The organism is Gimesia benthica (assembly GCF_009720525.1).
GTDB lineage: Bacteria > Planctomycetota > Planctomycetia > Planctomycetales > Planctomycetaceae > Gimesia > Gimesia benthica.
The window spans coordinates 7526744-7541431 of sequence record NZ_CP043930.1; the positions used below are offsets into that span (position 1 = coordinate 7526744).

The window sequence follows — 14688 nt, forward strand, 5'->3', positions numbered from 1 at the left end:
TGGCTGGTTCAAAGAAGAAACCGCAAGCTGAATCGACTCCAGGCAGGAAACAATCTTCCTGGCTGGTAAGTACTGACAGGCGGGGCAGGGTGAGCAACCCGGAATTCCCGCTGTGCGGTAGACCATATCAATTTCAAACAGAAGGCAACAATCAACAAACGAGGCGCTTGGCAAATCGACGCTGCGCTTTCACAACCAGCGACGATGCTATCCCACGGGGACAGCCCTATCATAACAAGCCGAAACCTGACAGAACAATAGTCGGCACCCAATTCATGTAGCAACAGTTATGAGTCCATGTGTCAACTTTTTTCGTGGGTGAGCCCGAATAAAATTCGGGCCGAGCGGAGCGAGCAGGAAACGGGCAGAGAAAACGATCCTTTAAGAATGAACCTCCCCAGCTCGAAACAAGGAAGAAACTCTGCTGCCACCCACTCAATACGGACATTAGAAAACAGATCCACCCACACCCGTGCCTTGACACCTTATTTCCCCACACCTATCTTCAATTTGGGGCCGAATGAAAAGAATTCATGAACCGGAAAGCTATTTCAAGATGAAGCGAGGATAGAGCATTGAAGAACAGGGTTCGCTATTCGGCTGGGGTACTGCTCTTTCTTCTGGCCGCTGGAGCGATAGTCGGGGGCATTGTCTGGCAGCAGGCAAGCAAACAGGCGGACTGGCAACCTTTCGTTCTCAAGCCCACCACATATCCGGAGACCACCGGCTCCGAGCTCGCCGGCAGTTACTATCTCGACAAAATACAACCGATTTTCAACCGTCGCTGCATCGTCTGTCATGGCTGTCTCGACTCGCCCTGCCTGCTCAAGCTCACCTGTTACGAAGGACTGCTCCGCGGTGCCCGCAAAGTCAATCCTGATGCCACGCACCTGTTCGCGGAAAAACCGGTCCGATTGTTTGACCAGCCTTCCGTGACTGCCTGGCGGGAGCAGGGCTTCTGCAATGTCGTCGAACAGCAGGGGCCTCCCGAAGAACGACCCGCGAAGAGCATCCTGTTCCGCATGCTGGTCGCCGGCACCGAACATAACCAGCCCCCCTTCGAACTGCAGTCCCTCGAACCGATCTACCATTCCGTCAACAAACATATTTGCCCCTGCGAGCAGGGCATCGACGCCTATCTGAAACAACGCCCCACCGCAGGGATGCCCTTCGGAATGCCCGCACTGACTGTGGACGAGAATCAGCTCTTTTCCGCATGGATCACCGCCGGCTCCCCCGGCCCCACAGCCGAGGTCATGGCCCAGGTCCAGCAACTGAAACAGCCCGAAGTCATCGCCCGCTGGGAAGCCTTTCTCAATCAGGATGTACCACTCTCCCCGCTGGTCAGTCGCTTTATCTTCGAACATGCATTTCTCGCGACACTGCATTTCGAGGAATCGCCTGGCGAATACTTTCGCCTCGTCCGTTCCACCACACCGCCGATCCAGGTCAAAAACGATGCCGATGGCAAGCAGGTGGTCACCGCCAGTCCGGTTCACGAAATCAAGACGGCCCGACCCTATAATAATCCGTATCTCAAGGGGGTTGACAAGTTCTATTACCGGCTGAAAAAGGTAACCGAATCGCGGGTTCAGAAGTCACTCTTCGTCTGGCAGCTCAGCGACGACAAACTGAAACACCTCGATGAACTCTTCTTTCAGGTCGAATCGGTCGCCGGTAAAAGCCTGGAGCCGGGCTACAGCAGCCAAAATCCGTTTGAAGTCTTCCAGGCGATTCCCGCCCGGTCGCGGGCGCAGTTCCTCGTGGAGAATTCGCATCTGATTGTCAGCGGGATGATCCGCGGCCCGGTCTGTGTCGGAAATCTGGCTACCTACGCCATCAAAGACAATTTCTGGGTCTTCTTTGTCGACCCCGAACACGATCCCTCCGTCCTCAAGCCGGAACTCGGTCTGCAGTCCTGGGAAGACTTCATGAACTACGGCCTCGAAGGGAACGCCGTCTATAACGACGCCTATTTCAAGGTCCTCGATCAATACAAGCCGACCGGTTACGAGATCAACGATGTCTGGGACGGGAATCAGCAGAACTCGAATGCCTGGCTCACCATCCTCCGCAATGAAACCAATGCGACCGTACTCCGTGGGCGACAAGGGGGCATTCCGCCCACCTTCTGGCTGATCGACTACAGTGGCTTCGAACGTCTGTACTACTCCCTGGTCGTTAACTACGAATACTATGGCAGCGTCGCTCAGAAGCTCGATACCTGGGAATTCATGAGCCGACTCCGGCAGGAGTTCGAAGACAACTTTCTCCGTCTGCTGCCGGTCGACGCGCGGAAGAAATACCGCGACCTCTGGACCCGCGGCATCGGACAGGAACTCCTCTTCCGCATGCCATTTCCAGGCGAAAATGTGGGCGAGGGGCTCGAAGTAGAAGGGACCGACCCCATTTCCGGTGTGCTCAGCCAGATTCAACGCCAGTTTACAGAAGCGGTCAGCGGTCCACGCGATCTGCTTAACACTGGAAACAAACCGGACGTCAAACTGACCGATCCCGTGAAAAACTTCGCCGACTGGGAGGCCGCTCTCTCCACCCTCACGATGCGTACGCAACTCAAGTTCACACCGTTTCTACCCAGTAACACCTTCATCCGTCTGACCAAAGGGGAAGAGCACCGCGTCTACTCGCTGGTCGCTAACCGTTCGTATGCCTTCAACAATGTCGTCTTCGACGAAAACGGCGCCAGGCAACCCGAACTGGATACCATGAGCGCCTACCACGGTCTTGTGGGAGACTTCCCCAATCTGATCATCGATCTGAAAATCGAAGACGCCTCCGCGTGTCTCACGGAACTCAACGCCATCTCCACAACCGAGGAATGGACCGCCTGGAAAAACAAATTCGGCACCCTCCGCAACTCGGTCGCTTTCTGGCCCATGCTCGACTGGTTGACCGACTGGAATTTCCAGAATCGCCAGCCCGACGCCGGCTACTTCGACCTCAAATACTACATGCTACTCGAGTCCAAGTATTAAAAGCTCAAAAGCAGGACGCTTCAGTCCTGAGTGACACCGGCTCACTGGATCGACATTGATGCGGCCGGTAGAATTGTCCACGAACACATCCGGCGGCTTGTTACCGGATGGAAGTTACCGGAGAAGTACCGGATTGGTATTCGATCTGTGGATCTGCTGAAATATATCTTTATGCTCAAACAAAACTACATGCACGTACTCGTGCCCCTCACCGTACTACTATTGTCTGCCTCGCAATCAAGGTCCCAGGCCGATGACACTGCCGGCCCAGCTATCCCCGCCGCATACGGCGTTCGGTGGAAACTCATTGACGACGAAGTCAAAGACTATCTCGCCCCCTGCGAACGGATCGGATTAGCCAGGGGCCTCAAGGCGACCGACTTCGATCAGATCCTGCCCTTCAGCCAGATGCGGCTCTGTAATGTCCTGCAGAGTAAAGAGGGGGGCACCACGGTGACCTATGCCGGCGAGCCCGACTTCTCGCTGACAGGCAGCAATGGCAATGTGTTCGTGAAAATCCCCCGACACTATGCCCTGCGGTATGTAAAGGATGGGTATGAATACCGTTTTGTCAGTGATAAGCCACTACCCGGATTTGTCGTTGATCCAGCCTTCGTGGAAGAGGGGCGAGAGCTCCCAGCGATCTATGTCAGTGCCTACGAAGCCCACGTGCGCGATGGGAAAATGCTGAGTATCTCGGGCGTCTATCCGACCGCGGATGGCACGCGGCCCGAATACCGCAGCTTTGCGCGAACCAACGGGCCGGGGTATGGAATTCTCGACCTCCGCACGTTAAATCTGCTGCAGAACCTGTTCCTCGTGGAGTATGCCACTCGCGACAGTCAGGCCGCGGTAGGCGGCGGCTGGGGAAAGATCCTGCAGCCCTCACGTGGTGCCCGGCTGCACTGTGCGCTGGCAGAGCAAAACACCAACCGGTTCATCGTCAGCGACTGGAGTTCGTACCTGTCTCAGAAACTGTTCGTCGGGTCGGCAATCCAAATGGTGGACTGGAATGATCAGCATTCCGTGCTGGCGAACGAACGCAGCATCGTGCGAGTGGAGTCGAATACGCCCCGCAAGGGGATGACGTCGATCTACTTCGATGGACCGCCGCTCGATACGACCACGGACATGATGCTCGGCGGCGCCGCCCAGAAGACCGGTTGGGCCGACAGCCTGCAGACCCCCTCGGGCCACACCCCACCGAACGGCGGCGGAGCGGACGCCAGTTACCGCTGTGCCGTACGATACCGTTACATGGAGAATCTGTGGGGCAACGTCTGGCATTATATCGACGGGCTGAACTTCAAAAATGGCCAGGCGTACGTCTGTGACAACCTGCGTGATTACGCCAGCGACGTCACCAGCGGCACATATCGGCCGACTGGCATCACGCAGGAGATCCAGACCGACAACGGCACCGTCGGCGGCGATCGCGAGCGGAATTATATGAAGAATCTGACCTTCGATCCGGCACATCCACTGCTGGCACTCCCCCAGGATTATGTCAATCAGGAAGTGGACTCAGTACCGCACGCACAGAAAACTATGCGTCTCGGCAGTGACACGCTGCGGCATAATAACTTCGGCGACTACTACTATCTCAGCAAAAGCGCCACCTGCTACGTACACGGCGGCGGATTCGATCACTACTGGCGCTGCGGTTTATTCACCCTCCGCGGCTGGCAGACAGACACCAGACGCTGGTACCTCTACGGCGCACGTATGATTTATAAGCCGCTCTGAGAAATCGTTCGTACCCCTCATTACATCCGGTTAATATAGCCGTAGGGGCAGTACCCATGTGTCCGCCCACCTGTCAACTTTCATTTATTCTTCAAAACCCAAGAGAGATACTCAAGAAAACGCCAGAGGTGGGCCCGAATGTAATTCGGGCCGAGCGCAGCGAGCAGGAAACGGACAGGAAAAACTCACAATACAGGTTCGAGTACCGTAAATTGCTCCTCCTTCTACTTCGTTGCCTGATAATCTTTCCCATTAATGCTGCGGATCACAGACCGCATCCAGGCATTCAACTCCTGCTGCATCTGTTTTACCCGTTGAGCCTGTTCTGGATCTTTAGAAAGATCGGTTGTCTCCATCGGGTCATCGCTCAGATTGTAGAGTTCGAATCTCGTCCCTTTGATGCGATGCAGTTTCCAGGGCCAGTCCGTCCACGCAGCGTGCCCGGTCGTGGTCTCTTCGGGAAACTGGGGGAATTCGTCCACGTCTTTCCGCATGCGGACCGGATCATGGGGTAAGGGGGCACCGGCCTGCTGCTTCTCCATGATGGCTTTCTGAATCTGGTCGCTGCGGGTACCTTGCCCGCCCTGTAACTGATGCCAGAACCCCATTGGCTTCTTCCGTTCGGTCACCGACCCCGCAATAATACCGCTCACATCCATGCCATCGAGCGGATGCGGTGCATATAACTCAACGCCGGCGAGAGCCAGCAGGGTGGGATAGATATCAAAGGTCGCCACAGGGACCGAAGTCCGCCCCTTGAGTTTCTTAGCGGGCCACTCGATGATCCCCGGCACCCGCAGGCCCCCTTCATAGATGCTCCCCTTTTTCTCACGCCCCCCGGACGTCTCCTTGTTCAGCCCGCCGTTATCGCTGCAGTACCAGACGATGGTATTCTCCGCCATGTCCATATCCCGCAGCGCGCGTCGCAGACGGCCGACCTGCTGATCCAGCAGCGTGATTTCGCGGTAGTACCCCGCCTGCGGTTTGCCTTTGTAAAGGCTGGGGCCATCCGGCACTTCCGCATGCGGGGAGTGCGGAGAAGGGAACCAGACAACCGTGAAGATCGGCTGATCACCGTCTTTGTGTTTCTTGAGGAACTCGAGCGTATCATCCATCAGGATCACCGAACCCTTACCCTGGCGATGTTCGATCTTTCCCATCCGGCTCAGGTAGGGATCGTTGTCGAAAAAGTTGAGGCCGATCACCCATTCATCGAATCCCATGCCACTCGGATTACAGGGCGAGTCGGGCTGTCCCGAACCCAGGTGCACTTTGCCGAAAATCCCGGTGACGTATCCAGCCGCTTTCAACGTTTCGGCAATGGTCTGCTCATGTGGACGCATGTAGCGACCATGGTTGGTGACTTTGGCCCGATTCGGATTCCGCCCCGTCATCACGCTGGCCCGGGTCGGAGAACAGACCGGTGCACCAGCATAGAAGCGGTCAAAGACGAATCCCTCTTTCGCCATGGCATCGAGTTCAGGCGTCTTGACAAACGGGTGGCCATTATAGCCGGTATCGCCCCAGCCCTGGTCATCCGCCATCACCAGAATGATGTTCGGTTTTTCGGAAGTATCCGCCTTCGCCGCCAGGGCGACTCCTGTCACGAACAGACAAAAAACGGCTCCGATGACTGCTGAAAAAACACGTCGATTCCCCATCATTGACTCTTTCTGTCTGGTGGCTGTGTGGTGAAGAGGCGTCCCTTGGAAATCAGGATCGCCAGCTTCGATCATATCAGTGCCCGACACTGATTCACATTATCAGACTAACAGAGCAGACCATTTTTCCAGTTTCAAAAAATCGAATCAAATACACGACATCGTGTATGCGTGTGTATTTTTCGCCAGTAGTATAAGGGGACATTTATCCATTACTGCTATTTTACTGGTTGGGAGAAACAGCGTGGTTCATTCGTTTAAGATCATCATCCCGCTAGCAACAGGTCTCTTGCTGGGACTGAATAATATGGGCCATGCTCAGTTTGGTCCGTCTGCTCCATCTGCTCCGTCAGGCCCTTCCCGGGGCGGGTTCTCGCGACCTTCTGCGCCGAGTCCGGGAGGCAGAAGTTATCGCCCCTCTTCTCCCAGACCGAGTTACGGCAATCGTCCCGGCACTCCCAGTCCGCGGGTCAATCGGCCAGGCACTCCCACTCCGGGAGGCAATCGCCCGGGCTATAATTCCAGGACCGTGACGCGCCCAGGAAATCCAGCAAATCCGAACATGGGGCGGCCCAACTACTCTGGGCAAACCCCCGCCGTTTCAACGAATCGCTCTGCGAATCAAATTTCGCATTATAAAAACCCGCTCCTTCGAAATACGAATCCTGCTCCCCCCAGAGTCGAATTCGGCAAGACTCCCACCACGCGCGTCTATGCGGGGATCTCTCCCGCCCCGACAGGCCAGTGGCAGAATGCAAAACAACAGCTCCAGAAAGGAAACACCAGTCAGGCGCAGGCCATTATAGATTCCCAATTGAAGCAGAACCCTCGCTGTCAAAGTTGATGTCTGCCGTTTCCACGTTAGAGCAGGGGAATGCGCCCTTCAGTGTGCTGCAACCCTACCGGAGACGTGCCCAGAACCTGGCACGCGCTGAAACGTTGAAAAACGTGAATAATCCGACTCCCTGGATTGCGCTTGCCAAATTTTCGTTAGAAGACAAGAACAATACCGAATTTCGCAGTGTGGTCTCCTCGATGGGACAGAAATTTCCCAACGATAAACACACTTATTATTTTCAGGGAATCGCTGACCTCAAGGATGAAAACTGGAAAGCCGCTGAGCAGCAGTTCCTGAAAGCCAAAGAAATGGGAGTCCCTGAAGCGAGTATTGCGAAGTGGCTGAAAATGGCAATCGACCAACAACGCTGGATCTGGGAATACGCCTGGTTCACGTTATATGTGGTCCTCGCCTGGCTCGTTGGTTTAGCCTTCTTGTACGTGGCAGGCAAATTCATGTCATCCAGAATCGTCCGCATTCTGCAAAAGGAAAACATAGTCCAGGCATTGGAAGGACATCAAATCTTGCGTTCCGCCTATCGGCTGTTGGTGCAATTCGCCAGCGTCTATTACTATATTTCTTTACCACTGCTGGTGGTCGTTTCCCTCGCCGTCCCTCTCACCCTGGGTTATGCTCTGCTCAATGTCCCTTACTTGAACCTGTGGCTGGTGGCCCTCGTCTTTATCCTGAGTCTGGGATCGATCTGGACTGCCTGCAGTGGGATCTGGACCTGCTTTGTCGGCATTAATCGGGAGATCCCGGGCAAAATCATTTCGAAAGAAGAGCAGCCCGGTTTGTGGGCGCTGGTCGAAGAAGTCGCCGAGAAAGTCGGCACCCGGCCCGTCGACCAGATTCGTCTCCTGCAATCAACGACCATCGCAGTTTCAGAGCAGGGGAATGTCCTGAAGCGATTCAGAGACAAGGGCACCCGGATTCTCTATTTAGGAGTGGGCGTTCTCGACGGTCTCTCAGTCGATGCTTTTTCCTGCATTCTGGCTCATGAATATGGACACTTCCTCAACCGAGATACAGCAGGCGGCGCGACAGCGATGCGCGTTGATATTGCGATGCAACGCTTTGCACAATCCGTGGCCAGTCGACGCCAGATTCGCTGGTGGCACATTGCCTTTCAATTTTTGAGATTTTACTACCGTGTCTTTTCCCGTATCACCTTCGGTGCCAGTAGACTGCAGGAAATTCTGGCCGACCGGGTGGCCGTCAAAGCCTATGGGGCCGCCTCATTTGAAAAAGGTTTACGCCACGTCGTCCGTCGCTCAGTCGAATATGACTACTGGATGAATCGCGGTGTCTCCGAAGTACTTCAGGCACAACAGGCATCGAAATGCTTCGGGCCCGTGAATGCACCCCCGTCTTTAAAGGCACTCGATCAGATCGAGTATATGCTGGTTCAAATTATCAATCGACCCACTGACGAATCAGACACCCATCCCAGCGACATTGACCGGTTTACTTATACCAGAAAAATGGAACAGGGAGATGCTGACTCCAGACAAGGCATGGTCTGGCAGCTCTTTAAAAACAAAAGCAAAATCTACGATGAATTGTCAACGGGGCTGCTTACGTTGCTGAATGAGGAGGCCTCTTATTCTGATGGGCTGAATAAAATGAACATCGCCTATCTGAACGGCCAGTGTGCGAGGAATTCCAAAGCGGCTGAACTGTATGAGGAACTCGCTCATCTGCATCTGATTTGTGGTGCCCACCAGGCGGCACTGAATGATTACAAAACCGCAATCGAATGTGCCCCCGAAAAAGAGTCCGCCTTTTACGGCAAAGCAGTCGTCTATAAAGCGATGAAAGACTATCACAAGGCAGCGCAGGTCTTGAAAGTCGCGATGGAACAATTCCTCGACTCGGTCAGTTTTGGAACGTACTTCTTATTAGGCGAGTGTTATCAAAACGCAGAAGAATATGCAGAAGCGGAACAGGCATTTACAGAAGCCATCAAGCAGGATGAAACCGTGTTTTGTGCCTGGATGACGCCCGGCCGTGTGCGGGCAGAGTTAAATCAATATGCGGAAGCGATTCAGGATTTCACGCAGGCCCTCGAACTGTTTCCCGATTCTCCCGACGCCTTATTTGATCGGGCCATGGCCTCTCTCAAATTGAATGAGCGGGACTCTGCCAGAACAGATCTCGAACAATCCATCGCTAAAAACGCATCTTTTCCGGATGCCCACCGCGAACTGGCGCGATTACTGCTCGATACAGCCGATGAATCTGAACCCGCTCTGGCCAAACAGGCACTGCAGCACGCACGAATTGCCAACGCGTCTCCCGTCATGCAGGAAGAATCGCTTTCCGTCCTGGCGTCCGCTTTGATCAGTGTCAGAAATTATCCAGCGGCTGAGAGAACCATCAAAAAATTACTCCCCCTGCTGACCGATGATTCGAAATCAGATTGGAGGGAGGAGCTGTCCCGCATCCAGGCACTCACCGGCCGGGAAGAACAGTCGGGGCAGGAACCAGTCGCCATGCCTGCGAATCAGAGTTACCAGGAGTAACAACCGGTTGCCTCCCTGATACTTTTACGGGGGCGAGGCTGGGGATGTAGTAGCTTAGCTATTCATTGGCGAACGGCCGATTATGATGGGACTGTAGATACCGTCCTGAAGCACTATGGCATCAAACCACTGACTGACGCTGAATAATCACATCCGTTGTTATGGCATACTTGCCATCCGAGGACTTGGCCATAATCTTAACATGAAGGTCAAGATGATGTATGCGATCATTACTGATCAACACCACGTGAACGTTGAGTGGAATAGTTAACGCGTCAATCTGAACGATGTGCCCTGCGTCTGAATTCTGCATTCCTTCGGCCGAGCAGTCGCCAGCGCCGATGAACTCAATTGATTCAATGTTTATATCTGGTTGCTGCTGACCCAGTACCTGAGTTAGATGCTTCCCCAGGAACGGACCCAACTTGGCTGAAACTCCAACGTGTTCTAACAGTTCGTTGATTCCATTGACATCGTCAAAGTTAATCAATTGCACGGTAGACTTACCTTTCTGGTTTAAACACATTCAGAACGAAATCCGAAATTGCTCACACTTCATGATGCAGACTCAATTGACGTATCACAAGCAGTTTATGCTATAATCATTATTCTACACTAATCAGAATCTGATTCTGACCTCCAATACATCCCACGACACGAATCAACAGGAAGCCCGCAATCATGACCTCCTCCAAAGAGACGACCCGTCGCGATTTTTTGAAAACAACCGTTGCTGCTGCAGCCGCAACCACTTTCGCCGCTCCCGCATTTGTCCGCGGACAGAATTTGAACTCGCAATTGCAGTTTGCGGGCATCGGCACCGACGGCAAAGGTTATTCTGATATCAAGCTCATTGCCAGTCACGATAAAGTGAAATGCGTCGCCTTCTGCGATGTCGATTTGGCGCGAACAGAAAAAGTCAAACCGTTGGCACCTGAGGCTCCCATCTACCAGGACTACAAAGCAATGCTGGATGAGTTGGGTGATAAAATCGATGCCGTTTCGGTTTCCACTCCCGACCACACTCACGCCATCATCAGCATGGACGCCATGCAACGCGGCAAGCACGTTTACTGCCAGAAACCGCTGACACGCACGGTGTGGGAAGCCCGCCAGATGCGACTGCAGGCCAAAAAATCAGGCGTCATCACGCGGATGGGGAACCAGATCCATTCGCATTCCGCTTATCGGACCGGAGTAAAAGCGATTCAGGATGGCGTCATCGGTAAAGTATCAGCCGTGCATTCCTGGGTCGGGACCACCGGACATGGACGCAGTGGTCTACTCGAACCGCCTAAGACAAATGAAGCTGTTCCCAAAACACTCGACTGGAATCTCTGGGTCAGCGTCGCCCCGATGCGTCCCTATGGCGGAAACCGGGTCTACCATCCCTTCACCTGGAGAGACTGGCAGGACTTCGGTTCCGGAGCCATCGGCGATTTCGGTTGTCACTTGCTCGATCCGGTCTACACGGCCCTCAAAATTACAGGTGACCCGATCAGCGTCCACTCGGAGCACACCGGCATGAATGATGAAGTCTGGCCCGCCCAGGAAACCATCAAATACATCATCCCCGGTACGCAGTATACCGCTGGTCGCAGTCTGCCCATTAACTGGTACGATGGTGGTCGGCGTCCCGCGAACGGAATTGCCAAACTGTTACCCGGCCAGTCCCTGCCAGGCGGCGGTTCGATCTTTGTCGGTGAAAAAGGCAACATGATTCTGCCTCATGTCGGCATGCCGTTCGTCAACATCGAAGGAGTCACAATCGAGCCGGTAGAAGGTCTCGATCATTATCACGGCTGGGTCGATGGATGCCTGTCCGGTAAACAGCCCAGCGACGGGTTTGAATACGGCGGCCATCTGACCGAAGCCGTACAGTTAGGCAACGTAGCCGCATACTTCCCGGGCGAAACCCTCGAATTCGATGGCAAAGCCCTCAAAATCACCAACAACTCGGCTGCCAACAAATACCTGACACGGGACTACCGCACCGGCTTCGAAATCGCTTCGATCTAGGCTCCTGTAATCCTCAAGATAGAAAACGACTCGTATGCAGTTTTTTAATCTCCGCCGTCTTGCCGTTTTAGTGGTAATGCTGTCTGGGGCCAGCGCCGTGCTGGCCGCCGATATAGAGTTGGCGAAGAATATCACAGTACCTGCTGGCTGGAGGGGGGAGCAGATTCCGCTGCCCCCCTCCTTCGCCAGGGAAATGCAGTTCAAGGGAATCGAAGAAGCCCGCTTTTCGCCGGGCATGTTTCAGGAAAAATCGAATTCGTTTTTCGCCTACTTCTTCGTATTTAAACTCGATCCCGGCACAGAGCTGACACAAAAAAACATCGAACGCGAACTACTCACGTATTATCAGGGACTGGCGAGTACCATCTTCAAAAGTCGGAAGAAGGAAATCGATACCAGCGGCTTTACCTGCAAACTGACCAAAGCCACCCCCGTCGATCCTCAAAAGATTTACCCGCAGGGCCTCATAGAATATGCGGCAAAGGTCAACTGGACGGAACCGTTCGTCACTCAGAAACCGCAAACCTTGAATCTGATCATCCAGACCTGGACAGACAAAACAACCGGGACCGGCTATCTGTTCGCCTGCGTTTCGCCGCAAGATATGAAAGCCAACATCTGGCAGTCAATGCGAAACATCCGCGACAACTTTTATCGCAATCTGTCTCGACACACAGAAAAGTGATTTTAGTCGCCAGTATGCGACCGGAGACGTGATCCCCGCCGGCCGCCAGGGGCTGGTCAGGTTCGCGTTGTGAGACCGATGATCTCCACGATCATTCCGGTTTTGTGATCACGACGCCCCATTTGCCGAACTTGATGCGATCACCTGCCGCGACACGGCGTTGATAGACCGAACAGACATTCCCGGGAATCTCGCGTCCGCCTGGCATCAGGAACAGTACGAATTCAGGGACTGCTGCCAGTTCGAATCCCTGCTTTTGTAATTCGTCCGTCACGCTGTCCTGGTTGCGGTCCGGCTGAGGTGTTACGGCGTAAACCACACCCGGTGAAGTACAGACGACTTCGGTCTGCTCCATCGGACTGAAGACAAACTGCCCGTCTTGCAGAAAACGGGGCAGCTTGTCGTGAAAAGCATAGCTGCGGTTGCTGAAGATCGCCTCACCGAGCTTCACGTTGCGCATTTCGCCTTTCACAGGTTTCAACTGTGCACCCGACTCCTCAAGCAGTGCGGCACCTTTTTCATTCTTTTTCAAAGATGTGACTCGCTGCTTCTTCCGCCAGGGCTTCGGATTAACGCCCGTCGCGTGGTTGATGAGTACCCGCTCACGCGCCGCAGAACTCTGATACTTCCCGGCCAGCACATCGGCTTCCGTGAATGTCGTCAGCAGAATGTGTTTCTCGTCCGCTCGATTCCAGTCATAAATCACGTAGATCGTACCGTCCGGTCCCTGGGTGGCATCCGGGTACGAAACCGTGTCCCGCGCATCCAGCAGCAATCCACCTTTCCATGACTTACCGTCATCATCCGAGAGATAAGCGGTCAGATGATTTCGCCCGCGGGCCCGTTCATCGATTCCATTGTGCTTGATCAGCAACAGATTTCCGGATGCCAGTCGCTGAATATGAAAGCGGGACGTTGTCTGCTGCAGATGATCTTTCACCTCGGTCCAGGTACGACCGCCATCGGTGGAGACCGCTTCGCCAATCCCGTGACCAGAGGTGCGAACCAGCAGCCACAAAGAGCCATCCTTCCGTTCGACAAGCATCGGTTCATCGCAGTTCCGGCGGTCCTTCGGAACGTTGGCGGCACCCCGCAGGGCCCAGGTGCGTCCCTGATCTTTCGAGACCATGACCCGATCGCTGTCATCCTGGTGCCAGATCGCAGCCGGCATGAGCCACTCCCCATTCTTCGTCACGATTGGCTTATTAATCATCACACCGGGGAACAATGCCCGTGGTTTGGTCCAGGTGGGATTTTCCGCATCGGGGTTCTCGGTCGTGATCGACATCGTCACGTTCAGATCGCCGCCGTTCATCCACCAGAACAGCCACAGTTTGCCCGAGGGATCCAGCCAGAAACAGGGATCCGAAGCCCGACGAGGCCCGTCGCCGTCGGGGTTGATTACGAATTTCAAATCGCTCCAGGTCTTGCCATCATCGTCACTTGTCGCCGCCATCACATAGTTGAAACGGTCTTCATGAATCGGTCCGGCATACCAGCCCGCCCACAGGCGACCGCCGGGCGTCCGTTCAATCGTAGGGATTCCCTGATATTTGCGTGCCTCCGAATTCGATTCCGCACCCGGATGGAAATTAACCGGCGGATGAACGAAATCCTTCAGCAACTCTCCAGTGTCGACGGGAGTGTCCTTCGATTCCGCAGGCAGAGAACCGCAGGCCATCAACAACAAGAGGCAGGTGAGCGTCAGGGAAAGTCTCATGGTGGCAACCTTTCGAAAATGTAAAATCATGTCGCCTGGGAAGGGATCAGGAAGTTATTAATAAATTTCCAGCTGGAAACAGGTCCTCAAATACCAACGGCAACATAAGTCCATGGTACTGTTATGTGGCCCAAGTTTCCACGAAGTCGTCTCCTGCACGTTGTTTACAACACGATTTCAAGGGGATTTCAAACGCCCTCATTCCTTACCTGGACTTCACGCAATATTCATATATTGCACATTAAGACTTCATTTCGACTCGTACAATGGGTAAAAATTCGGAAAACGTGGATTATCAATCCGCAACTCCGGCTTTTCAATTTCCCGCCAAAAGGTACTCGCTTCCGCCACCTGGACACCTTCCGTCCTTGCCACCCGCCGCTGGTACGCCCAATAACTTTCACCCGCCATCCGTACATTTTCGGCTTTAGCTGCCCGCCATGGGACTACCCAGTCCTCGATCACCCGCCTTACGTACGTCAACGGCCATTGCTACCC

The 14688-nt window shown here is 54.2% G+C and carries 9 protein-coding genes; 6 read left to right on the forward strand and 3 right to left on the reverse strand.

What is annotated here, in order from left to right; all coding sequences use genetic code 11:
• Positions 1–575: 575 nt before the first annotated feature.
• Positions 576–2996, forward strand: coding sequence for a fatty acid cis/trans isomerase (locus tag F1728_RS29455; protein ID WP_155366995.1), 2421 nt, complete (start codon positions 576–578; stop codon positions 2994–2996).
• Between the two features lie 30 nt (positions 2997–3026).
• Positions 3027–4742, forward strand: coding sequence for a hypothetical protein (locus F1728_RS29460; RefSeq protein WP_155366996.1), 1716 nt, complete (start codon positions 3027–3029; stop codon positions 4740–4742).
• Positions 4743–4966: 224 nt separating this feature from the next.
• On the opposite strand, the gene F1728_RS29465 is transcribed toward F1728_RS29460, so the two are convergent.
• Complete coding sequence (locus F1728_RS29465; RefSeq protein WP_155367524.1) at positions 4967–6403, reverse strand: sulfatase family protein; 1437 nt, start codon at positions 6401–6403, stop codon at positions 4967–4969.
• A gap of 244 nt (positions 6404–6647) precedes the next feature.
• Between F1728_RS29465 and F1728_RS29470 the strand changes: the two genes are divergently transcribed.
• Positions 6648–7247, forward strand: coding sequence for a hypothetical protein (locus tag F1728_RS29470; protein ID WP_155366997.1), 600 nt, complete (start codon positions 6648–6650; stop codon positions 7245–7247).
• Positions 7247–9766, forward strand: a complete 2520-nt coding sequence (locus tag F1728_RS29475) for a tetratricopeptide repeat protein (RefSeq protein ID WP_155366998.1) — start codon at positions 7247–7249, stop codon at positions 9764–9766. Before F1728_RS29470 ends, F1728_RS29475 begins: the two co-directional genes overlap by 1 nt.
• 121 nt (positions 9767–9887) lie before the next feature.
• Here F1728_RS29475 and F1728_RS29480 read toward each other — a convergent pair whose 3' ends face one another.
• Positions 9888–10262 carry a hypothetical protein gene (locus F1728_RS29480; protein ID WP_155366999.1) on the reverse strand — a complete coding sequence of 125 codons (375 nt, stop codon included), beginning with the start codon at positions 10260–10262 and terminating at the stop codon, positions 9888–9890.
• A 185-nt stretch (positions 10263–10447) separates the two neighbouring features.
• On the opposite strand from F1728_RS29480, the gene F1728_RS29485 reads away from it, so the two are divergent.
• The gene (locus F1728_RS29485) at positions 10448–11785 is read left to right on the forward strand and encodes a Gfo/Idh/MocA family protein (RefSeq protein ID WP_145440930.1); all 1338 of its coding nucleotides are present in this window, start codon (positions 10448–10450) and stop codon (positions 11783–11785) included.
• 34 nt (positions 11786–11819) lie between these two features.
• The gene (locus tag F1728_RS29490) at positions 11820–12470 is read left to right on the forward strand and encodes a hypothetical protein (protein WP_155367000.1); all 651 of its coding nucleotides are present in this window, start codon (positions 11820–11822) and stop codon (positions 12468–12470) included.
• Positions 12471–12561: 91 nt separating this feature from the next.
• On the opposite strand, the gene F1728_RS29495 is transcribed toward F1728_RS29490, so the two are convergent.
• Positions 12562–14190 (reverse strand): sialidase family protein, encoded by a 1629-nt coding sequence (locus F1728_RS29495; RefSeq protein WP_155367001.1) that lies wholly within the window; start codon positions 14188–14190, stop codon positions 12562–12564.
• Positions 14191–14688: the final 498 nt, after the last annotated feature.